Here is a 22,643-nt window from a genome sequence, read left to right as displayed (position 1 = left end):
CAAAACGCAGCGCCCAGGAGGTGCGCCGCCGCGTGCAGCTCATGGAGGCCAAGCGGGCCCTCCGGCGCGGTCAGCAGGCTCGTCGCCGCCGCGACAACATCATCGCAGCGACCGCCCTCGTCGTAGCGCTCGCGCTGGCCGGCGTCCTGCAGGCGACGGTCTTTGCGTCGAATCCCACCGCCGAGCAGTACGCTGCCGTCCAAGCCGGGCTTGGATCGCCGTCGGCCTCGGCCAGCGCGTCGGCGACGCCGTCAGCTGCGGCGACAAATGCTCCCGGCATCCCGGCGGCGAGCACCGCGGCGGGGAAGACCTTCACCGGCAGCCTCGTGCTCAACACCGGCACTGTCGGCGTCCAGATCGACGGGACGAAGGCGCCACAGGCCGCCGCAGTCTTCAAGTCGCTCGCGGACAAGGGCACGCTCAAGGGGCGCGTGTGCCACCGGCTCACGACGAGTTCGACGGCGTCGATCCTCCAATGCGGTGCCGAGGACGCAACGGGCAAGTCGGACCCGACGTACACGTGGGGCCCTCTCGAGAACACGCCAGCGGACCAGAAGTACCCTGCGGGGACGATCGCCGTCGCCCGCACCTCCAACAATGCCTACGGCAACGGTCAGCAGTTCTTCATTGCCTACAAGGATTCGACGTTCCCGAACGATTCCGCGGGCGGCTACACCGTCGTCGGCCATGTGACGTCCGGCCTCGACGTGATCACGAAGATCGCGGCGGCGGGCGTCGCTCCCGGCGGCTCCTCCGCGGATGACGGGTCCCCGGTGACCCCAGTCACGATAGACTCATTCACACTGAACTAAGCCGCGGGCTACGCCCGTAACTCCAGTCCATCACAAGCGAAAGACTTCTAGCGGTGACCGAAAGTCAGCAACCCGACGACGCCGCAGCCCCCCAGGCTGCTCCCGTTCCCTCCGTTCCCTCGCCGGCGGCCTTCGCCAAGGCGAAGCCGAGTCCGGTGCCTTCGCCCGCACCGGCGGCTGCCCCCACCGCTCCAGCGGCTCCCGCAGCGGTCAATCTCGCCGAGGCCCGGAAATGGGGCCGCGTCGAGGGAGATGGCCACGTGTTCCTGACGGTCGACGGCGAAGAGCACTCGGTCGGACAGTACCCGGGGGTGTCCGAGGACGAGGCGCTCGCGTATTTCGCGCGCAAGTTCGAAGACGTGCTCGCACAGATCCTGCTCCTCGAGCAGCGTGTCTCGTCACATGCCGCAGCGGGCGACGTGCGCAAGGCGTCAGGCCATCTGCGCGCCCAGCTCACAGAGCGCGCGATGGTCGGTGACATCCGCGCGGCGGAGGCCCGGCTCGACGCCCTCGACGCCGCGGTCGCGGAAGCCGAGGCCGAGCAGAAGGCCGCCCATGAGAAGGCCCGGGCAGAGGAACTGGCAAACCGCGAGGCCATCGTCGCAGAGGCTGAATCGATCGCAGAGCAGGATCCTCAGCGGACTCAGTGGAAGACGAGCGGCGCCCGGATGAACGAGCTGTTCGAGGCGTGGAAGACGTCGCAGAAGTCTGGTCTCCGGCTTGGCCGCGCTGCTGAAGACTCCCTCTGGAAGCGCTTCCGCGCCGCCCGCACGCAATTCGACCGCCACCGTAGGGCGTACTTCTCCCAGCTGGACAGCGCGAACGCTGCGGCGAAGGCTGTCAAGGAGCGGCTCATCGCCGAGGCCGAGGCGCTTCAGACCTCCACGGACTGGGGCTTTGCTGCAGGCGAATACCGCCGCCTCATGGACGAGTGGAAGGCGGCACCGCGAGCCAACCGCAAGGAGGACGACGCCCTCTGGACGCGCTTCCGCGCGGCTCAGAACGTGTTCTTCGAGGCGCGTCAGGCCGCGAACGAGGCCGTCGATAGGGAGTTCGCGGCCAACCTGAGTGTCAAGGAAGCGCTCCTTGCCGAGGCCCAGCAGCTGCTTCCCATCACGGATGTAAGCGCGGCCAAGCGCGCGCTGCAGTCGATCCGTGACCGCTGGGAGGAGGCGGGCAAGGTGCCCCGCGCGGACATGGGCCGGATGGAGGCGGGCCTTCGGAAGGTCGAGGATGCCGTCCAGCACGCGGAGAACGAAAACTGGCGCCGGACCGACCCCGAGATCCAGGCCCGCACCGACTCGGCGCTCTCGCAGCTTGAAGCCTCGATCGCGAGCCTCCGGGACGAGCTCACCCGCGCCGAGTCCTCCGGCGACGCGCGGGAGGCGGCCAGAGCGCGCGAGGCGCTTGAGGCCCGCGAGTCTTGGCTCGAGACGCTTCGGCGCTCCGCGAGCGAGCTCGGCTGACCTGATCTGAGAGGCCCCGGCCCCCATTCGACGAGGATGGAGGCCGGGGCTTTCGCACGTTATCCACATGCGGCCTCTTCGGGCGCTCATCACCCTGCGCCAACAGGCATGATGGCTTCCATGCGCCACGCCCTCGTCCCCCTGCCGAAGTCTTCACGGCCTCTGCCCGCTGGCCGGCTCCCCCAGATCCTCGTGCCCGGCCGGCCGTTCACGAGCTCAGAACTCCAAGCCATGGCGAACGACGGGGTACTCCAGCAACTCGTCGGCGACAGCTACGCCCCGGCCACGAGTACGCCGACCCCTGAGCTGAGGGCAGCTAGCCTCGCTGCCATGCTCAACGCGCGCCTCAAGCGACGGACGGTCGTGGGCCGGATGTCTGCGGCCTGGATCTACGGTTGCGCACCCGCGCCGCCAGCGCCCGTGCTGCTCGTTCCGGCACCGCGACGGCTCTCGTCGACGGGCCGAGGGCACGGTGCCCTTGTCCACGAGGTGGTCTTGGGCGACTTCGACATCAGCGAGTTCGGGGCGATTCTCGTCACGAGCCCGCTGCGCACCGCCGTCGACATCGCAGTCCACTCGGAGGGCACACTCGCCGCGCAGACGCTGAGGCGACTGCTAGGACAGCCCGGGCTCGGGCTCACTTCCTCACTCGTCCGGAGGGCCGTTGAGACGCTGCCCCGCCAACCCCACAAGCAGCGGGCCCGAGATCTCCTTGCACGCCTCGCTGCTGCAGATTCCGGCAGCCGGTGAAGGCCTCAGGTCCGGCGGCGGTTTCCCGTGGTGCGGTAGACGTCGAAGACGCCGTCAATACGCCGCACGGCACTCAGGACGTGGTTGAGGTACTTCGGATCGCCCATCTCGAACGCGAACCGCGAGATGGCCAGACGGTCGCTCGACGTATGGACGTGGGCCGAGAGGATGTTGACGTGGTTCTCGGCGAGCACCCGCGTGACGTCCGAGAGGAGGCTCTTACGGTCGAGCGCCTCGACTTGGATCTCGACGAGGAAGACGCTCGACTGCGTCGGTGCCCACGACACCTCGACGATGCGGTCGGACTGCGCGCGCAGCCCCGCCGCATTCGTACAGTCCGTTCGGTGGACGGACACCCCGGAACCGCGGGTCACGAAGCCCAGAATCGGATCGGGCGGCACAGGAGTGCAGCAGCGCGCGAGCTTCACCCAGACATCGTCCACGCCCTTGACGATGATGCCCGAATCCGAGTACCTCGGCGGGGCAGAGGTCGTGGGGGCGATTGTCTCGGCAATGTCCTCTGCGGTACCGGCCGCGCCCCCAAGGCTGTCGACGAGCTTCTCGACGACGGATTGCGCCGACGCGTGCCCATCGCCGATCCCGGCATACAGGCCGGCAATGTCCTGATACCTGAACTCCTGCGCGACTGCCAGGAGCGTGTCGTGGCTCAGAAGGCGCTGAAGCGGGAGGTTCTGCTTGCGCATCGCGCGCGTGAGCAGCTCCTTGCCCTTGTCAATCGCTTCCTCGCGCCGTTCCTTGCTGAACCACTGACGGATCTTGTTGCGGGCCCGAGCGCTCTTGACGAAGTTCTGCCAGTCCTGGCTTGGACCCGCCCCTTCGGCCTTCGACGTGAAGATCTCGACGACGTCGCCGTGGTTGAGTTCGCTGTTGAGCGGAACGAGCTTGCCGTTGACGCGCGCGCCGATGGTGCGATGGCCCACCTCGGTGTGGATCGCATAGGCGAAGTCGACCGGAGTCGAACCCGCGGGCAAGGCCATGACCTCGCCCTTCGGGGTGAAGACGAAGACTTCCTTCGCATTGATCTCGAACCGCAGCGAATCGAGGAACTCCCCCGGGTCCGACGTCTCCTGCTGCCAGTCCACAAGCGAGCGAAGCCAGCCCATCTCGGCAGCCTTGCCCGTAGGCGTATGGGAGTTGCGGTTCGGCTGGTCCTTGTACTTCCAGTGCGCCGCGACGCCGTATTCGGCCCGGCGGTGCATCTCGTGGGTACGGATCTGGATCTCGACCGGCCGTCCGTTCGGGCCGATGACCGTCGTGTGGAGCGACTGGTACATGTTGAACTTGGGCATCGCTATGTAGTCCTTGAACCGGCCCGGAAGGGGGTTCCAGCGCGCGTGCATCGCGCCGAGCACTGCATAACAGTCCCGCACGGAGTCCACGAGGATGCGGACGCCCATGAGGTCGTTGATGTCGTCGAATTCCTTCTGGCGGACGATCATCTTCTGATAGATCGAGTAGTAGTGCTTCGGCCGTCCGGTAACCTCGGCACGGATCTTGGCTCCGCGCAGGTCTTCCGCGATCTGGTCGCGGATCACGCCCAGCTGCTTCTCCCGCTCAGGGGTCCGCGCACCCACCATGCGCACGATCTCCTCGTACACCTTGGGGTAGAGGGCCGCGAACGAAAGGTCCTCGAGCTCCCACTTGATGGTGTTCATGCCGAGGCGATGGGCCAGTGGCGCGAAGATCTCAAGGGTCTCCCGGGCCTTGCGCGCCGAGGACTCGGGCGACACGAAGCGCCAAGTCCGAGCGTTGTGGAGGCGGTCGGCGAGCTTGATGACGAGGACGCGGATGTCCTTCGCCATGGCCACGACCATCTTGCGGACGGTCTCGGCCTGCGCGGCGTCGCCGAACTGCACCTTGTCGAGCTTCGTCACGCCATCCACGAGCATCGCGACCTCGGGACCGAAGTCCTTGCGGAGCTGGTCGAGGGTGTAGGTCGTGTCCTCCACCGTGTCGTGCAGGAGGGCTGCGGCGAGGGTCGTGCCCGTCATGCCGAGTTCCGCGAGAATGGTCGCCACGGCCACGGGATGAGTGATGTACGGGTCGCCGCTCTTCCGCTTCTGCCCCTGATGGCTACGTTCCGCTACCTCATAGGCGCGCGTGATGAGGTCGAAGTCCTCGCGTGGGTTGTTGGCGCGGACCGTGCGGAGCAAGGGCTCGAGGATCGGCGAGTGCGCCGCAACGCTGCGGCCGGTGAGCCGCGCCAGCCGCGAAAAGGTACGATCCCGCCGGCCCAGCAGAGGGCGCTCCAGGAGACTATTCCCTCCCACCGGAGAGTCAGCGGGCGGCCGCGGTGGTGCCAACGCTGTGCGCGGACCAGCGCCGGCCGGGCCTGGGCTGGAGGGCACAGAGCCCGAGGCTGCTGGGTTGGAAGCTGCTGGGTTGGAAGCTGCAGAGTTGGAAGCTGTAGCTGATGCCGTCGGGGCGGACGCGGCGGGAGCGGCCGACGACGACGACCCACCTTGCGCAGGAGACTGGCCCCCCTGCGCAGAAGACTGGCCCCGCTGCGCAGGAGACTGGCCCCCCTGGGCAGGAGACTGGCTTTGGGCGCGAACCAGCTCCGGCTGGCCGTTGCCAGCCGACCCCGCTGACTGCGGGGCGCCGGACCGGGCCGGAACGGGCGTCGGGCGCTCCTCCACGCGAGCCTCCTGAAGGGTAAGAGGATTAATTCAGTCTATGCCTGTCGCAACATCGGGAAGAATCGCGCCCATTCCCCCGCGAGACACGTGTTCGCCGAGGGCTTCCGAGCGGTTGCTCAATTGCATACGGGAACGGCCCCTACGGCGACGGCCCGAGCAAGTCCCCTTCTTGAGGGAGCGGCTCGAGCCGTCGTCGTTCGCTTTGTCGATGTCCCTAGACCGCGGCAGTCGCGGGAGCGGACGCCCGTCTGGCAGCAACCTTCTCGGCCTGCTTTACGAGGTCTGGCTCCCGCTGGCGAAGCGCCGCGTACATCGGTGCCGCGATGAACAGCGTGGCTGCAGTTCCGACGAGGATGCCGACGAAGAGGGCGAGCGACAGGTCGCGCAGCGTACCGGCCCCGAGGAGCCCAGCGCCGATGAAGAGGATCGCGGCGACCGGCAGGACCGCCACCATCATCGTGTTGATGGAACGGACCAAGGTCTGGTTGACCGCGAGGTTCACCTCTTCCGCAAACGTCCTCCGCGAGGACGTCTTGATGTCGGCCGTGTTCTCGCGGATCTTGTCGAACACCACCACCGTGTCGTAGAGCGAGTAGCTCAGGATCGTGAGGAAGCCGATGATCGCGGACGGGCTGATCTCGAAGTTGCTGATCGCGTAAACGCCCTCGGTGATGAAGATCGTCACGAGCATGCCACTCAGCGCCGAGAGAGACATCTTCCATGTTCGGAAGTAGAGCGCCATGAGGACTGCCGCGAGCAAGACGAACACCAGGAAGCCGATGATGGCCTGATTCGTCACGTCAGCACCCCAGGTCGGGCCGATGAACGTCGACGTCACATTGTTCTGGTTCACGCCGTACGCAGTCGCGAGCTTGTCCCTGAGCTGCTGGGCCTGTGCCTCGGAGAGCTGATCCGTCTGGACCTGAATCGTGTTGCCGGCGACGGTCGTCACCTGCGGGGCGCCGCCCGCTACCACGGCGTGGACAGCGTTCTCGCCCGGCAACGTATCGTTCGTCTTTGCCGCCGAGATGGTGAACTGCGATCCGCCCCGGAAGTCGATGCTGAGGTTGAATCCCCCGCGGAGGATCGGCACGACGATTGCGATGAGCACCGCGATGCCGGCGATGATGAACCAGAGCTTCTTCTTGCCGACGAAGTCGTACGAGCGCTTGCCGGAGTAGAGGTCGTTGCCGAAGCGGGCGAGGGTGGTCGTCGACATCAGTTCTCCTCCTGGGAGCGCTCGTTGCGCTGGGTGCTCTTGCCTGCGGCAGCGAGATCCGCCTGTCCCTCGCCCTTTGCCTCGGCTTCGGCTGCCCGGCGCTCCGCGATCGTCATGCGGCGCCCCGCCTCACGCGCAGCTGCCGCATTCTTCGGCTTGAGCGACGACTGGGCCGCCGCGGAGGCCTCCCTCAGACGGCCCGCGCCGCGGTAGAGCGGAACGGCGCCGAGCTGGACTGGGTCGAGGCCGGAGAAGCGGTGGCCCTCGCCGAAGAACTTCGTCCGAGCGATGACCTGGAGCGTCGGATGGGTGAACATGAAGACCACGAGGAGGTCGGCGATCGCCGTGAGGCCGAGTGTGAAGGCGAAGCCCTGCACGTTGCCGACCGCGACGAAATAGAGCACGACGGCGGCGAGCAGGTTGACGGCCTTGGAGGCGAGGACCGTGCGCTTTGCGCGACGCCAGCCGTTCTCCACCGCAGAAACAAGGCCCCGGCCTTCCCGCAACTCGTCGCGGATCCGTTCGAAGTAGACGATGAACGAGTCCGCCGTCTGGCCGATAGCCACGATGAGGCCTGCGACACCGGCGAGAGAGAGCCGGTAGTTCTCCGTCCAGCCGAGAATGCTGATCGCAAGATAAGTCAGCAGGCCGGCGACGACGAGCGATGCGATCGTCACGAAGCCGAGCGCACGGTACTGGAACAGCGAGTAGACGACCACGAGGAGCAGGCCGATGATGCCTGCGAGAAGACCCATCTCGAGCTGCTGGGTCCCGAGTGTCGCGGAGATCTGCTGTTCACTCTGGATGTCGAAGCTGATCGGGAGGGCACCGAAGCGCAGCTGGTCGGAAAGCGTCTGAGCCGTCTGCTGGGTGAAGTTGCCCGTGATCTGCGGATTGCCGTCCGTGATGACCGCGAGGGCCTGCGGCGCTGAGAGCACCTTGTCGTCCAACACGATCGCGAACTGGGCCCTCGGGTCAGAGCTGCCCGTGCTGTTCGCTGCGCTGTAGAAGCTGTTGAGCCGCTGCGTGACGTCCTTGAACTTCTTCGTGCCGTCTGCGTTGAACTGGATGTTCACGGCCCATTGGTTGGTCACAGCGCCCTGCTGGCCCTGCACGAGACCGTATGTCGAACCGGAGATGTCCGAACCGGGGATCTCGACGGGACCCAGAATGTACTTCACCGCCGGATTGCCGTTCGCGGCAGGCTGGCACGTGACCAGCGGCTTCGAGGGATCCGAGCGCTGCGTCGACTCACTCTGCGGCTTCGTGCAGTCGAGCGCCTCGTACTGCTTGTACAGGGCGGCGGTAATCCAGTTGGTATCACTGGCGTTCTTCGGCGCAGCGGTCGGGTTCGGCAGCTGATTGTCCGGAACGAGCTGGTTCTGGGGCACGGCGCCCGGATTCCCGGCCGTCAGGACCGGACGGAAATTCATGTCTGCCGAGGCCTGGATGAGCTGGCGTGTCTGAGCCGACGGGATGCCGGGGAGGTTCACGACGACGTTCCGCCCGGATTCCGTGCTGATCTGCGCCTCGGACACACCCGAGCCGTCAACGCGCTGGCGGATGATCTGGACGGCCTGATTGAGCTGGTCCTGATTCACGGCGCCGCCGCTCGTGGTCTTCGGGGAGAGGATCATCTGCGTCCCGCCCTCGAGATCGAGCGCGAGCTTCGGCGCCCACGAGGCCTGACCTGCGATGGCACCGCCGCCGAGCACCGAAACGAGGGCGACGAACAGGACGACGAGCCAGATGAGCGTCCTGACTCCCGGCCGCTTGCTGCGGGAACGTGCCATGAGTTCCTTACTCCTGATGGAAACGAAACCCGCGCGCGGTCGCCCCGCGCGCGGGGGAGGCGAAATGCCCTACTTGCCTTCGCCTTCGAGACGCCGCAGGGTCTGCTCAGGCGTCTCGTGGAGCTGCGCCTCGGGGCGCTGGACCTCGGGGCGCTGGATCTCGGGGCGCGGTGCCGGGCGCTCCTCGAGGCTGGGCTCGGAGCCGGGAGCCTCAGCACCGATCTCGGTCTGGGTCGCCTCGCCTTCCGCGGGAACATGCGGCTCCACGACCTTCGAGACGGCCTGACGGTGGACCGTTGCGGTCGCGCCGGGAGAGAGCTCGAGGACGACCTTGTTTTCGGCGTCGTCGACGGACAGAATCCTGCCGAAGAGACCGAAGTTCGTCATGACCTCGACGCCGGGGACGAACTTCGTGCGCATCTCGGCCTGCTGTGCCTGTGCCTTCTTGTTGCGTCGGAACATCGTGAAGATGAAGAACGCGAAGATGACAAGCAGGAGGATGGTCATCAAGTCCATGGCTGAGTCCAATCTGTTGCTGGGACGCGCTGCCTAGGAGTGCGCGTCGGACCCGGCTGTTTCCGGGCACGGCATGACGTCCCGCCGTGCAGGATGTCTTATCTCAGTCTACGGGTAAGCGTCCCCAAGAGTTCCCGTCAGGCGCGCGGTGTCTCAGCCCCAGTCGGCGAGGAATTCGCCGTCGTTGGCGTCATCCTCACTCGCGGGGGCCGATCCGGGCCCGAACAGGGTTGCGCTGTAGGCGAACGCCGCGTCAGGAGGAAGCGGAAGCCCAAGGTGCTCGTAGGCGGCCGGTGTCGCGATCCGCCCTCGAGGCGTGCGCCCCATGAGCCCCTCGCGGACCAGATAGGGCTCTGCCACCGTCTCGACGGTCTCGGGCTCCTCGCCCACCGCGATAGCCAGCGTCGAAAGACCAACGGGCCCTCCCCCGAACTTGGTCACGAGTGCAGACAAGACCCCGCGATCCAGCCGGTCCAGGCCCTTCGCGTCCACTTCGTACATGTCGAGAGCGGCTGCCGCAGCTCGCGCATCGATCTGCTCGATGCGGTGGACGAGGGCCCAGTCCCGCACACGCCGCAGAAGGCGGTTCGCGATGCGAGGGGTTCCGCGCGAGCGGCCGGCGACCTCGGTGAACCCCGCGGACGTGACGCGCAGATCGAGCAACCCGGCAGAACGGCGCAACACGAGTTCGAGCTCTTCCACGGAATAGAACTCGAGGTGGCCCGTGAAACCGAACCGGTCGCGGAGCGGGCCAGGCAGAAGCCCTGCTCGCGTCGTGGCGCCGACAAGAGTGAAGGGAGGCAGGTCCAAGGGAATTGCCGTCGCACCGGCACCCTTCCCCACGACGATATCGACCCGGAAATCCTCCATCGCCATGTAGAGCATTTCCTCGGCCGGGCGGGACATGCGGTGGATCTCATCGAGGAAGAGGACTTCGCCCTCGGACAGCGAGGAAAGGATCGCAGCCAGGTCGCCCGCGTGCTGGATCGCTGGCCCCGAGGAAATCCGCAAGGGAGCATTCATCTCCGCCGCGATGATCATCGCGAGCGTCGTCTTGCCGAGACCAGGCGGCCCCGAGAGCAGCACATGGTCCGCGCTCCGCCCCCGCAGCCGCGACGCCTCGAGCACGAGCGAGAGCTGCCGCCGGACGCGCTGCTGCCCCACGAAGTCGTCGAGATGCTTCGGCCGCAGGGCCGCCTCGATCGCCCGCTCTTCCGGCTCCTCCCCGCTCGCGACGAGGGACGGCTCAGCCACGAGCGCCTGACTTCACAGGAGTCCTCGCGCCCTGCCCCAGCCAGCGAAGCGTGGCGCGCAGGATCTCCGGAACGTTCCCTGCTTCCGCGAGGTCCGGCTGGTCCTCGAGCGCCCGTTCGATGCTTGACGAGGCGTCCTTCTCCGACCAGCCGAGCGAGGTCATCGCCTCAACCACTTGGGGCTTCCACGCCGCCCCGGCGGGTCCAGCGGACGACGGCGCCTGCTCACCACCTGTTCCGAGCGGCACCAGCTTGCCCTTGAGTTCGAGGACGAGGCGAGCGCCGACCTTCGGGCCGATGCCCGGAACCTTCGTGAACGCCTTCGCGTCTTCCGAGTGGGCCGCGACGCGCACTGCCTCTGGGCTGTGCACTGCAAGAACCGCGAGGGCCAGTCGAGGCCCCACGCCTGCGACACCGAGCAGCACCTCGAAGACCTCGCGTTCCTCGGGCGAGGCGAAACCGAACAGCGTGAGCGAATCCTCGCGGACGACCATGAGCGTATGGACGGTCCCTTCCTCGCCCACTCGTAGGCCGGCGAGGGTCTGGGGCGTGGCCGAGAACGCCATGCCGACTCCCCCGACATCGATAACGCCCGATCCGAGCCCCACATGGGAGACCGCGCCACGGAGGAAGCTGATCACGGTGAGGGCTCCTTCTGCCGTCCGAACATATCTACGAACAAGTTACCGGGGTTGGGTGACAGAAAAGGCGAGGTGCGTCGGCGCGCCTTCGACTCTGCCGCTGGCCATTTCTCCGCGCTCCCCACTCAGCTAGGTCTTCCGACGAGCCCTAGATTCCGCTTCTGCCCACAACCTTTGGGCCGGCGTCAATGCGTTGGCGGTCATCGCCGTCGTCCTTCCCACCGCTGAGGGCGAGCCTGGTGCCGCCCCTCGCCACGCATGGGCGAGGGCAAGCGCGAGCGCATCCGCGGCGTCAGCCGGGCGGGGCGAAGTCTCAAGGCGCAGGATCTTGGTGACCATGCGCGTGACCGCCGCTTTGTCGGCCCGGCCGCTGCCCGTGACCGCGGCCTTGACCTCGGAAGGCGTGTGCAGGGCAACGGGGATGCCCCGCCGCGCAGCGGCCGCGATGACGATGCCCGATGCCTGGGCAACACCCATGACAGTGCTCACGTTCAGCTGCGAGAAGACCCGCTCGACGGCGACGACCTCGGGCTCATAGCGATCGAGCCATTCGTCGATAGAGCGTGCTATGAGGAGAAGGCGGGCATCAAGCGGTTCTTGGGCGCTGGTCCCGACCACGCCGACGCCGACGAGCGTCGCCCGACGGTCGCGTGCGACGTCGACGACGCCCAGCCCGCACCGGGTAAGGCCCGGATCAACGCCGAGGACGCGCAGCTGAGGGGGTTCGGCCCCGTGAGTCGATGCCACGGTGGAGGTCACTCGGCCTCGAGGGCCGCCATGACCTCCTCGCTCATGTCCGCATTCGTGTAGACATTCTGGACGTCGTCGAGATCCTCGAGCGCATCGACGAGCCGGACGAACTTGCGGGCGGCGTCGGTCTCGAGTCCGACCTCCATGGACGGCACGAACTCTGCCTCATCGGTGTCGTACTCGATCCCGGCGGAGTTGAGCGCGTCACGGAGGGCCTGGAGGTCGTTCGGCTCGGAGTAGACCACCCAGTTCTCGCCAGCGTCCTTGACCTCCTCAGCGCCGGCGTCGAGGACCGCCATCAACACGTCGTCCTCGGAGAGGCCGTTCTTCGGAAGGCTCACGACGCCCTTGCGCGTGAACAAGTAGCTCACGGAGCCCTGATCGGCCATGCTGCCACCGTTGCGGGTGACCGCGAGGCGGACATCCGCCGCGGCGCGGTTCCGGTTCTCGGTGAGGCACTCGATGAGCAGCGCCGAACCCTGGGGGCCGCGGGCCTCGTACATGATCTCGGTGTACTCGATGGCCTCGCCGGTCAGGCCCGCACCGCGCTTGATGGCACGGTCGATGTTGTCGTTCGGGACCGAGTTCTTCTTCGCCTTGGAGACAGCCAGGTCGAGGGCGGGGTTGCCGGACAGGTCAGGGCCTCCGAGGCGCGCCGCAACCTCGATCGTCTTGATGTACTTGGCGAACGCCTTGGCACGCTTGGCGTCGATGACAGCCTTCTTGTGCTTCGTTGTCGCCCATTTGGAGTGGCCGGACATGCCTACGCTTCTCCCTTGATCATGCGAATGAAAAGTTCATGGACCCGCCGCTCGCCCGTCACCTCGGGGTGGAACGATGTCGCGAGCAGGTTTCCTGAACGGACTGCCACAATTCTAGACCGGCCACCGAGCGTAGCCGTGTGGGACGCGTGCTCTGGATCGACCTCGGCGAGTACCTCGACCGAAGAACCCACCCGCTCGACCCACGGGCCGCGGATGAAGACCGCGTGCACAGGTCCGCCGGACTGGTCGATGTCCTTGAAGTCGAGGTCGGTCTCGAAGGACTCCCGCTGCCGCCCGAACGCGTTGCGCCGCACCGTGATGTCCAGGCCGCCGAACGTCTCCTGCGGCGCGCCCGTGAGGTCCTCGGCCGGATCGGCGATCTCGTCCGCAAGCAGGATCATCCCCGCGCACGAACCGAAGACGGGAAAGCCTTCCCCGATCTTCTTGCGAAGCGGTTCGGCGAGCCCGAACGCCCGCGCAAGCTTGTCGATCGTCGTCGACTCCCCTCCGGGCACCACGAGGCCGTCAACCGCTTCAAGCTCCTCGGGGCGGCGCACCTTGACTGCCTGCGCCCCGAGGGACTCGAGAGCAGCGAGGTGCTCGCGCACGTCGCCCTGCAGCGCGAGGACGCCGACACGCGGCGCCGTCTCGGCTGTTGGATCCAAAGCGGGAGTGGGCAGCGAATTCACCCATCCAGTCTAGTCGCGGCGGAACCCGAGCCGCGTCAGGAACGCGCTGGCCCCGGGTCAGCAGGGCCGCGCCGGTAGCATGGACGGCGGACCGTGTGACGACAACAGATTGAGGATTGCACGATGTGCGGTATCGCCGGCTACTACGGGTTCGGTCAGGATCAGGCTCTGCTCGACGCTATGAACAGCTGCATCCAGCACCGCGGCCCCGACGGCGAGGGCTACTTCATCGATGATCCCCTCGTCGATTCGGAGGGCCACGGCGGCGTCGGTCTCGCTCACCGCCGTCTTGCCATCGTTGACCGCGCCCACGGCCAGGAGCCGATGATCAGCGCGGACGGCGAGACCGTCCTCGTCTACAACGGCGAGGTCTACAACTACCGTGAGCTGCGCGCGGAGCTCGAGGACCTCGGCCGGACCTTCCTGACGGTGTCCGACACGGAAGTGGTCCTCCAGGCTTATGAGGAGTGGGGCACCGAGGCGTTCGACCGCTTCAACGGGATGTTCGGCCTCGCGATTCTCGACCGGCGACTCGGCCGGCTCGTCCTCGCGCGCGACCACTTCGGCATCAAGCCGCTCTACTGGGCCAATGCGGGGACCGAGCGCGAGCCGCAGCTGCTCTTCGCCTCCGAGATCAAGCCGATTCTCGCGTCGGGGAAGATCGAGGCCAAGCCCAACGAGCGCATCCTGTACCGGTATCTGCGATTCCGGATCCACGACGATACCGCCGAGACGTTCTTCGATGGAGTGCAGAAGCTTCTCCCGGGCGAGATGATGACGATCGAGCTCGCCACCGGGCGCTTCCGCATCTCGAGCTACACACGCCTTCGTGAAGAGCTCGAGGAGCTCGCCCAGATCAAGACGCCGTACACGCCCGACGTCGTCGAGGAGTATCGCCGCCGCTTCACGGAAGCGATCCGGATCCGGCTCAACTCTGAGGTTCCTGTGGGCAGCGCGCTCTCGGGCGGCCTCGATTCCTCCGCCGTCGTCGTGACCATCAACCGCCTCATGCAGGAGAACGCGGAAGGCCTTGAGGCCGTTGGCGCGAAGCAGAACACGTTCAGTGCCGTGTTCCCTAACGCCATCAACGACGAAGAGGCCTACGCGGACGCGGCGATCGCGGTCTGCCGCGGCGGCATCGAGGCACACAAGATCAAGCCGACGCCCGAGAGCTTCGACGCGGACCTCGTCGACTTCGTCCGGACCATGGAGGAGCCCATCATCTCCTCCGGCCCCTACGCGCAGTACTGCGTCATGAAAGAGGCCAGCAAGCACGTCACCGTCCTCCTCGACGGCCAGGGTGCAGACGAGATGATGGCGGGCTACATCCCCTATTACTTCGCCTATCTTCGCCAGCTCAAGGACGAAGGCGACTTCGCTACGCTCGCCAAGGAGTCGTCGTCGAGCCTCGACATCTTCTACCGCCTCGGCCGCTTCCGCCTAAGGGGAATGGCCAGTGGCAAGAAGACCGTCTCGATGGGCACGCTCCTCAAGCGGGACTGGGCGCAGAAGTTCGGCGGCGAGTCGTTCGGGAACATCCCCGCAAACCTCAAGCTGCGCCTCATCGACGATCTCTTCGAGAAGTCGCTTCCCTCGCTCCTGCGCTACGAGGACAAGAACACGATGCGCTTCTCGCTCGAGGGGCGCGTGCCGTTCCTCGACAAGGAGGTCGTGAAGTACCTGTTCAGCCTCTCGGACGAGGCGATCCTCAAGGAGGGCTGGAACAAGCGCGTGCTGCGGGACGCGACGCGCGGCCTCCTTCCCGAGAAGATCAGCAACCGCCGCAACAAGATCGGCTTCACGACTCCCGAGGCGGAGTGGTTCAAGCTCATGAAGGAGCGGATCTACAAGGTCTTCATGTCGAACTCCTTCTACAACCGCCCCTACTGGGACCGCGAGCAGGTCCTCACGGCGTTCGAGGAGTACCTCAACGGCAAGAACGACGCCGACACGATGATCTTCTGGCGCCTCCTGAATGTGGAGCTGTGGTTCCGCGAGTTCATCGACAAGGACGAGGCGCCCGCCGACGTCAAGGCCGGCAAGAGCGACTACGAGGCCAATCCGGGCAAGGAGCTCGACATCGTCTCGGCTGACCGCACGTTCCGCCGCTACCCCCTCCAGACGGACGTCTTCGCTCGCTCGACCGAGCTTGCTCCTGCCGTGACCGGCTACGTGGACCGCTTCTTCAGTGGGCTTTCCGAGGCCCCGGAGGACGCGCGGAAGGCGGTGGAAGGGCACCCTTGGTACCTGCTGGTGAGCGAGAAGATCGTCGCCATCACGCAGGGCCGTTCGTTCCCCGTCTGGGAGATCGAGGTCTCCCCCGCGGCCCGCGTCCTGAGCAAGTTCGTGACCCGTACGCCGGCCGGGATCGGCCTCGGGAGCCCCTGGTCGATGCAGATCGCGATCAATGAGGTCGGCCTGCCGCTCATCGCCAAGGCCGCAGCGGCGTCCGTGGTCGGGAAGGTCCAGGGCAAGAGCGGCGTTTTCTACGACGTCGTGGGCCACAACATCAACGCGATCGACGGCGCCACCCCCTACAGCCTCGGGGCCGCCAGCAACTCGGTGAAGCTCGCGCCCAAGGATCCCGACAGCGTCGCCCGCTCCCTCAGCGCGGCGATCCGCGCGGCGCTCCCGGCCGAGGCTGTCGCCTCGTTCGGCGGAACCGCCATCATGGATGCGAACGACCTCGGCGTCGTCGTCATGGGGCACGACACAGAGCTGCCGAAGGAGACGATCGCAGGGATGTTCAAGGACAATCCGCAGGGCCAAGGGTCACAGGCCACCCCCATGTCCCTCGTGTTCGCCCAGGACTGACTGCCGCCTAACACCACTGCGGCCCCGGGTCCTTGCCCGGGGCCGCACTGCGTGAAAGGCTCCTTTCATGACCAATCCGCTCCTCGTTCCCAGCACGCTCCCCTACGGCCTCCCTCCGTTCGCCGAGATCACCGATGCGCACTATGCGGAAGCGGTCGATGCTGGGATCGCGGAACAGCTTGCGCAGATCGATGCCATCACCGGAAGCTCCGAGGAGCCTACGTTCGAGAACACGGCCGTGGCCCTCGAACGCTCAGGCAAGACGCTCCTGCGGGCGGTCGCTTCCTTCACGACGATGGTCTCGTCCCACGGAACAGACTCGATCCGCGCGCTCGAGACCGACATCATGCCCAAGCTCAGCGCCCATGACGACGCGATCCTCCTCAACCGCGCGCTGCGGGATCGCTTTGCCGCTATCGACACCTCAGGGCTCGAGCCGGAATCTGCAAGGCTCGTGGCGGAGTGGCTCAATGACTTCCGTCGCGCTGGAGCGGACTTGGACGACGCCGGGCAGAGCCGGCTTCGTGAGCTCAACGCGGAGCTCACGCGGCTTGGCACCGAATATGGCCAGCGCGTTTCGAGGGGGATCAACAGGGCTGCGGTCCTCGTCACTGACGAGGACGAGCTCGCTGGCATGTCCGCCGACGATCGGGCGAGCGCGGAGCAGGCCGCTCGCGCTGCGGGGCACGACGGCGGATGGCTCATCACGTTCATCCAGCCGACAGTCCAGCCCGTGCTCGCCGTCCTCGAGAGCCGTGGCCTCCGCCGCCGCATCTTCGAAGCCTCGATCGCGCGTGGCAGCTCCGGCGGCGACACCGACGTCCTCGGCCTGGTCCGCGAGATGGTGCGCCTGCGCGCCGAGAAGGCGGAACTCCTCGGGTATGCGAGCTTCGCGGACCTCGCCGTGGACGATCAGACTGCGCCCTCGGGCGCGGCCGTTCACGCCATGCTCGGGCAGCTCACTCCCCCGGCCGTGCGTAACGCCGCCTCGGAGGCCCAGATCCTGGCAGAGACGGCAGGGCATGACCTCGAGCCCTGGGACTGGGCCTTCTACTCGGCCCGGGTCCGGCGCGAACGGTACGCGGTCGACGAGCAGTCGCTCCGGCCCTACTTCGAGCTCGACCGGCTCCTGAAGGACGGGGTGTTCTTCGCGGCCGGCCAGCTCTACGGGCTCCGCTTCGAGGAACGCACCGACCTGGTGGGCTACCACGAAGACGTTCGTGTCTGGGAGGTCTTCGACGCCGACGGCTCAGGCCTCGGGCTGTTCCTCGGCGACTACTTCGCCCGGCCCACAAAGCGGGGCGGGGCGTGGATGAACGCCCTCGTCGAGCAGGCGCGGGCCACCGACGAGCGGCCGGTCGTCATCAACAACCTCAACATCAAGAAGCCCGCTCCCGGAGAGCCGGCGCTCCTCACCCTCGATGAGGCCCGTACCGCCTTCCACGAGTTCGGCCACGCGCTTCATGGGCTGCTCTCTGACGTCGAGTACCCCAAGTTCTCCGGGACGAATGTGCCACGTGATTTCGTCGAATACCCCTCACAGGTCAACGAGATGTGGCTGCTCTGGCCCGAAGTCGTCGCCAACTACGCGCGCCACTACGAGACAGGCGAGCCGCTGCCGGCCTCCCAGATTGAGGCGCTCGACGCCGCACAGCTCTGGGGAGAGGGGTACGGGACGACGGAATACTTGGGAGCGGCCCTCTTGGACCTCGCCTGGCATGGGCTCGCTGCCGGCGACGATCCCGGCGACGTGCTCGAGTTCGAGGCGCGCGCCCTCGCGGGTGCTGGAGTCGACGTTCCTCTCGTTCCTCCCCGCTACCGCACGGGCTACTTCCAGCACATCTTCGCCGGTGGCTGGTATGCCGCGGGCTACTGGTCGTACATCTGGAGTGAGGTGCTCGACGCAGACACGGTGGAATGGTTCAAGGAGAACGGCGGACTGACGCGGGCGAACGGCGAGACGTTCCGCGCAGAACTCCTTTCCCGTGGATTCTCACGGGATCCGCTTGACTCGTTCCGTGCCTTCCGCGGCCGGGACGCTGACGTCGCTCCGCTGCTCGCGCGCCGCGGTCTCGCCTGAATCCAGAACGACGCCGGCCCGCACCTGAACTCCTCAGGCGCGGGCCGGCGTCGCCATCTCGAGGCCGATCCGGGCCGTTTACCAGCCGTGCTCGCCGAGGCGGTGGGGCGCCGGGATGTCGTCGACGTTGATGCTGCGGGCCAGCGTCACTTGCCGGTCCAGCTGCAATCCCGGCGGAGCCCGCTGGTTTGACTAGCAGTCGGCAATGAACGGTGCCCGCGGCGACGACCCACGGGCACCGTTCTCATTCCTTGCGCTTCTACCGATCGATCCTGGCTTCCCTTGCCCCGGCGAAGATGACAGAGACGATGAAGCTCAGCACGCTCAGCCCGACCACGACCAGAGCCGTCCCACCGAAACGGGCGGCTTCTGGCTCGGGCGTCATGGCATCGGCCGCGTCGATCTTCGCACCTAGGACCCACCAGACATAGGCTGCAGCGGCCGTGCCGAGGACGACCGACAGCACCATCGCGGCGTAGCTCCACGTCGTATGGGCACCGGCCCTGGCCAGGATAAGCGCGGTCACGATGAATGCGACCAGACCCAGGAGGACCACAACGTTACCCAACAGGAATGCGGCGAGAGCCACAGTTGCCAGAATGGCCCATCCGAGAATTGCCCGGACCGGTCCCAGGCCACCCAGGAGCAGCCTGCCCAGCCAACGCTCCCTGAGGTGTGCAGCCATCCGCAGCGCCCCGCGGCCGGCTTCCGTCTCGGCGGCCGGGCCACGCGCCTTGGCCTCGTTCAGATCGCGCTGCCACTCTTCGGCATAGCGTGGTCGATCGTCCACCGGAGTGTGCCTGATGGCCCGCCGAATCTGGTCATCCGAGTTGCTCACAATGTCCCTTCAGCCTTCTCCGCGATCATCGTCCGAGTCGCTCCATCGCCCATTCGCGGCCCTCAGGAAGCAGGGAGTAGAGACGTCTTCGCGGACCCGGACGCCCCGTTTCGTCCTCCCAGAATGAAGTAACGAATCCGGCTCTCTCCAGCCGTTCCAACAGCGGGTAGACGGTGCCAGTGGGCTTCCCTGACTTGGAGGAGATCAGGAGCCCCCACTGCGCGCCGTCCGACTCGAGGAAGCAAGTCAGAACCGACCGAAGCGCTGGCGTGAGGCGCAGGTAGGTGCCCATGCTCAAACTATACATATAGGAACAGACGAAGAATCGGAGTTCCCTGTACCCGTCCGAGGTGCAGCAGGAGTGTCTTGATGAGGCTGCGAGCGTCGAGCCGGCGATTCATGCAAAAGCATCATGATCCCTTGCAGCGAAAAGGACGCCACGGACAGCAAGTCCGTGGCGTCCTTTTCGTAGGGGCTCTACTTACCAGCCGCGCTCTGCGAGGCGGTGGGGCGCCGGGATGTCGTCGACGTTGATCCCGTGGTCCAAGATTGACAACCGGTGGACCCTGCACGAGCTCCATCCGTATCACGTCCTGATTCATCAGATAGAGGATGAGGACGGCGGCGTTGGCCATCAGGGAAGCGCCCTTGGAGCCGTTCAGCACATAGTCTTCCCGGCTCCCGGGGGTGTATGTAATGTACACGTTTTGCGTTCGTTTACGAGGAAAAACTGCCTGCGAATTCAACACAAACAGGCCCATTCCACTGCGATCATCACTTGTTCATAGACTGTCGAGTTCCGCCAGTTCACACGAGCCAAACTCGATGATGAGGGCGAGGGAAAGAGCGGGTGGTACTTCTACAGGCCATCTCCCTGGACCCCGAGCACATCAACGAGGCCGGGCACGGAATCCAGGCGAGCCGTAGCAACTTGACCTCACGGCGGAGTCACCATGCAGCCCAACATGCATGCAGGAAGCCCAGCCACGTTCGAGCGCACCAAGGCCTTCGTCGAGAACATGGGCGAGGCGCTGGACATCGCAACCGGACGCCCATCACCAATCAGCAAGTTCCATGAGCTGCTGCATCCACCGACCAGCGGCGAGCTCAGGACCGAGGCGCATAGAGCACCAGGCGATCAAGACCCTCTTGCCAGCACTGACTGCACACTTCACCGCAGCCGCTGCGCACATTCCACTCGGAGGCCCCGTCCAGGCCCAGGCGCGCTTCAATAAGGGGTATCTGCTGAAGCAGACGGGCCTTCCACGGTCTGCGCCCGCTGATCGGAACCGATGTCGCCCAACGCCCCCTGAAGAGCGCCGATCGCGGCCGAGGCGATGATGCCCCGGTCTGCTGGCGGGCAGCCCACGCCCACCCAGTGCAAGCACGCGGCGTCGAGGAAACCGTAGAAGGCCCGGAGCGCGTAGTCGTATTCGCGCCCCCGCGGAGCTGCCAGAAGCTGCCGTAACCGCTGGACGTACTCGCTTCTCGCTTTCGCCCGTACCGCTGCTGCTTCGTGGGGTTCGGAATGCACAGGAAGCAACGGGGCAGCCCAGCCGGAAGGATGGCTGGCGATATGGTCGAAGTACACGTCGAGCGCGACACGGAGACGGTCGCCGGGCGTCGCATCGGGAGGGATGGCGGCGAGCGCTTCGCGCTGTCTGGCAGAAAGGTCCTCGATCGCCTGCTCGACCACGGTCGTGTAGAGCCTGGCCTTGTTGCCGAAGTACTTCAGCACGAGGGCCTCGGAGGCGTCGGCGTCCGCTGCCACTCGGGACAGCGCCACCTGATCGTAGGGGGCCTCCGCGAAAGCCAGCCTTGCGGCCTCGAGGATGGCCTCGCGGCGCTCCTCCGGGTCGAGGCGACGCCTCGGATGCCTGTCCCTGCGAACCACTTTGCGATCCTATCTCACCGCCGTTAGACTCCATCTTAGTGAGTCTGAATCACTAGGGAGACTGGATGGACTTGGACTGGGTTCGTAACTGCGTGTGGTGGCACCTCTATCCGCTCGGGTTCGTGGGCGCGCCGATCCGCGACCGCGCGCAGGCAGACGCAGATCCTGGCCGCGCGCAGGGGATGTCCGGCTGGCTGGACTATGCGGTGGAGCTGGGTGCCTCCGGTCTGCTGCTCGGTCCCGTCTTCGCGTCCCAGACGCACGGGTACGACACGACCGACCACTTCCAGATCGACCCCCGGCTCGGGGACCTGAAAAGCTTCGACCGGTTCATTGGGGCGGCCCGCGGGCGGGGCCTTCGGATCATGCTCGACGGCGTGTTCAACCATGTCGGCCGGGACCATCCGTTCGCGGTCGATGTGCGGACGAACGGACGCAAGAGCCGATATGCGGAATTCTTCGACATCAGCTGGGCGGGCGACGTTCCGGAATTCGCCACCTTCGAGGGTCATGACTCCCTGGTGGCGTTGAATCACAGGAACCCGGATGTCGCTGACTACGTTGCCGACGTGATGCGCTTCTGGCTGTCGAAGGGCATCGACGCATGGCGTCTGGATGCCGCCTACACAGTCGATCCGCGCTTCTGGGCCAGAGTCCTGCCCGCGGTTCGCGCCGAATATCCCGAGACTTGGTTCGCGGCCGAGGTCATCCACGGAGACTACGGTGGCATTGTGCGGGAGTCGGGTGTCGACTCAGTCACCCAGTACGAGCTCTGGAAGGCGATCTGGAGCAGCATCCTCGACCGGAACTTCTTCGAGCTGGACTGGGCGCTCGATCGCCACAACGGCATGCTCGACACGTTCGTCCCGCAGACATTTGTCGGGAACCACGATGTCACCCGGATCGCGAGCAAGGTGGGCACGGATGGCGCGGTCCTTGCGCTCGTCGTGCTGATGACCGCCGGCGGAATACCCTCCATCTATGCCGGCGATGAACAGGGATTCGTCGGAGTCAAAGAGGACCGTGTCGGCGGCGACGATGCTATACGTCCGGCCTTCCCGACGGATCCGAACGGCCTCGCGGATTGGGGATACTGGCTGATGGGCATCCACCAGAACCTCATCGGGATCCGGCGACGCCATCCGTGGCTTGTCACGGCTCGCACGCATGTCCGGGAGCTGACCAACGAGCGGTACGTCTACGAGACCGTCGCGTCCGACGGCAGCGACTCGCTGCGCGTGGAACTCGACCTCACTGATCGTGCCCGAGCAGCTGTCCATAGCAGGGAGGGAGGCCGCCTGTTCGCATTCCCGTGATCCCGGGGGATTCCTCCGGACCGTCATGGCCACTGTGCCAAAGGACGACACGGCGCTCGTGAACCTCTACGCGAACAAGGGCGGAGCCGACCCGCTACTCGTCGCCTGCGCCCTAGACGGGATGCAGGAAACCGCCGACCAGCTCTTCGGCCCGAATTGGATCATCGTGTCGAACGACAAGGCCGTCCGCGCGAAAGCCTCAGAGTTCGGTGTCGAGTCGTTTACCCGAGAGGAGTTCGCTGCTCGGACACAGGGCCGCTGGGATGATTGAGGGGCATCCAGCACCGGTTCGTGCAGCAACCAACGGATTCAAGCGTCCTCCGCCTCGTCGAGCTGCCGGCGCAGGTTCCGGACCTCTGCTTCGGCAGCGGCGAGTCGAGCCTCGCTC

Annotated in this window: 19 protein-coding genes; 7 read left to right on the top strand and 12 right to left on the bottom strand. The window is 66.2% G+C overall.

The features are described from left to right. Positions 1-41: 41 nt before the first annotated feature. The 3 genes from L0M17_RS09770 to L0M17_RS09760 all read left to right on the top strand — a co-directional run bounded on the left by L0M17_RS09770 (position 42) and on the right by L0M17_RS09760 (position 3,028). On the top strand, positions 42-812 hold the full coding sequence (locus L0M17_RS09770; protein WP_241056388.1) for a peptidylprolyl isomerase: 771 nt from the start codon (positions 42-44) through the stop codon (positions 810-812). Positions 813-841: 29 nt separating this feature from the next. Next, positions 842-2,278, top strand: coding sequence for a DUF349 domain-containing protein (locus L0M17_RS09765; RefSeq protein ID WP_372498060.1), 1,437 nt, complete (start codon positions 842-844; stop codon positions 2,276-2,278). Positions 2,279-2,398: 120 nt separating this feature from the next. After that, positions 2,399-3,028, top strand: a complete 630-nt coding sequence (locus L0M17_RS09760; protein WP_241053772.1) for a type IV toxin-antitoxin system AbiEi family antitoxin — start codon at positions 2,399-2,401, stop codon at positions 3,026-3,028. 5 nt (positions 3,029-3,033) lie between these two features. Here the strand turns inward: L0M17_RS09760 and L0M17_RS09755 are convergent, their stop codons facing one another. The 9 genes from L0M17_RS09755 to pdxT all read right to left on the bottom strand — a co-directional run bounded on the left by L0M17_RS09755 (position 3,034) and on the right by pdxT (position 13,304). Beyond that, positions 3,034-5,319, bottom strand: coding sequence for a RelA/SpoT family protein (locus tag L0M17_RS09755; RefSeq protein ID WP_241053771.1), 2,286 nt, complete (start codon positions 5,317-5,319; stop codon positions 3,034-3,036). A 583-nt stretch (positions 5,320-5,902) separates the two neighbouring features. Beyond that, positions 5,903-6,907, bottom strand: a complete 1,005-nt coding sequence (secF, locus tag L0M17_RS09750) for a protein translocase subunit SecF (protein ID WP_241053770.1) — start codon at positions 6,905-6,907, stop codon at positions 5,903-5,905. Further along, on the bottom strand, positions 6,907-8,700 hold the full coding sequence (gene secD / locus L0M17_RS09745) for a protein translocase subunit SecD (protein ID WP_241053769.1): 1,794 nt from the start codon (positions 8,698-8,700) through the stop codon (positions 6,907-6,909). The genes secF and secD overlap by 1 nt, the downstream gene beginning before the upstream one ends. A 69-nt stretch (positions 8,701-8,769) precedes the next feature. Beyond that, complete coding sequence (gene yajC / locus L0M17_RS09740) at positions 8,770-9,207, bottom strand: preprotein translocase subunit YajC (RefSeq protein WP_241056387.1); 438 nt, start codon at positions 9,205-9,207, stop codon at positions 8,770-8,772. Positions 9,208-9,369: 162 nt separating this feature from the next. Next, a complete protein-coding gene (ruvB, locus tag L0M17_RS09735) occupies positions 9,370-10,470 on the bottom strand; it encodes a Holliday junction branch migration DNA helicase RuvB (RefSeq protein ID WP_308196849.1) in 1,101 nt (366 codons plus the stop codon). Next, positions 10,463-11,110: a Holliday junction branch migration protein RuvA gene (ruvA, locus tag L0M17_RS09730; protein WP_241053768.1), complete on the bottom strand. Its 648-nt coding sequence runs from the start codon at positions 11,108-11,110 to the stop codon at positions 10,463-10,465. Before ruvA ends, ruvB begins: the two co-directional genes overlap by 8 nt. Positions 11,111-11,239: 129 nt before the next feature. Next, the gene (ruvC, locus tag L0M17_RS09725) at positions 11,240-11,824 is read right to left on the bottom strand and encodes a crossover junction endodeoxyribonuclease RuvC (protein ID WP_241056386.1); all 585 of its coding nucleotides are present in this window, start codon (positions 11,822-11,824) and stop codon (positions 11,240-11,242) included. 41 nt (positions 11,825-11,865) lie between these two features. Next, entirely contained in the window at positions 11,866-12,621 is a 756-nt protein-coding gene (locus tag L0M17_RS09720) for a YebC/PmpR family DNA-binding transcriptional regulator (protein ID WP_241053767.1), read from the bottom strand. 2 nt (positions 12,622-12,623) lie between these two features. Continuing rightward, positions 12,624-13,304: a pyridoxal 5'-phosphate synthase glutaminase subunit PdxT gene (gene pdxT, locus L0M17_RS09715; RefSeq protein ID WP_241056385.1), complete on the bottom strand. Its 681-nt coding sequence runs from the start codon at positions 13,302-13,304 to the stop codon at positions 12,624-12,626. A 132-nt stretch (positions 13,305-13,436) separates the two neighbouring features. On the opposite strand from pdxT, the gene asnB reads away from it, so the two are divergent. Further along, positions 13,437-16,127, top strand: a complete 2,691-nt coding sequence (gene asnB / locus L0M17_RS09710; protein ID WP_241053766.1) for an asparagine synthase (glutamine-hydrolyzing) — start codon at positions 13,437-13,439, stop codon at positions 16,125-16,127. A gap of 67 nt (positions 16,128-16,194) precedes the next feature. Next, complete coding sequence (locus tag L0M17_RS09705) at positions 16,195-18,207, top strand: M3 family metallopeptidase (protein ID WP_241053765.1); 2,013 nt, start codon at positions 16,195-16,197, stop codon at positions 18,205-18,207. Between the two features lie 259 nt (positions 18,208-18,466). Here the strand turns inward: L0M17_RS09705 and L0M17_RS09700 are convergent, their stop codons facing one another. The 3 genes from L0M17_RS09700 to L0M17_RS09690 form a co-directional block, all read right to left on the bottom strand. After that, positions 18,467-19,045, bottom strand: a complete 579-nt coding sequence (locus tag L0M17_RS09700) for a hypothetical protein (protein WP_241053764.1) — start codon at positions 19,043-19,045, stop codon at positions 18,467-18,469. A 25-nt stretch (positions 19,046-19,070) separates the two neighbouring features. After that, on the bottom strand, positions 19,071-19,337 hold the full coding sequence (locus L0M17_RS09695; RefSeq protein WP_241053763.1) for a PadR family transcriptional regulator: 267 nt from the start codon (positions 19,335-19,337) through the stop codon (positions 19,071-19,073). Positions 19,338-20,273: 936 nt separating this feature from the next. Then, positions 20,274-20,939: a TetR/AcrR family transcriptional regulator gene (locus tag L0M17_RS09690; protein ID WP_241053762.1), complete on the bottom strand. Its 666-nt coding sequence runs from the start codon at positions 20,937-20,939 to the stop codon at positions 20,274-20,276. A gap of 65 nt (positions 20,940-21,004) precedes the next feature. Between L0M17_RS09690 and L0M17_RS09685 the strand changes: the two genes are divergently transcribed. Together L0M17_RS09685 and L0M17_RS09680 are read left to right on the top strand one after the other, a co-directional pair. After that, positions 21,005-22,255 carry an alpha-amylase family protein gene (locus L0M17_RS09685; RefSeq protein ID WP_241053761.1) on the top strand — a complete coding sequence of 417 codons (1,251 nt, stop codon included), beginning with the start codon at positions 21,005-21,007 and terminating at the stop codon, positions 22,253-22,255. Next, a complete protein-coding gene (locus L0M17_RS09680; protein ID WP_241056529.1) occupies positions 22,200-22,526 on the top strand; it encodes a hypothetical protein in 327 nt (108 codons plus the stop codon). The genes L0M17_RS09685 and L0M17_RS09680 overlap by 56 nt, the downstream gene beginning before the upstream one ends. Positions 22,527-22,643 lie beyond the last annotated feature (117 nt).

The sequence above is a fragment of the Sinomonas terrae genome (assembly GCF_022539255.1).
Classification (GTDB): Bacteria; Actinomycetota; Actinomycetes; order Actinomycetales; family Micrococcaceae; genus Sinomonas; species Sinomonas terrae.
Note: the sequence above shows the minus strand (reverse complement) of the source record. Positions and strands in the feature narration are given on the sequence as shown.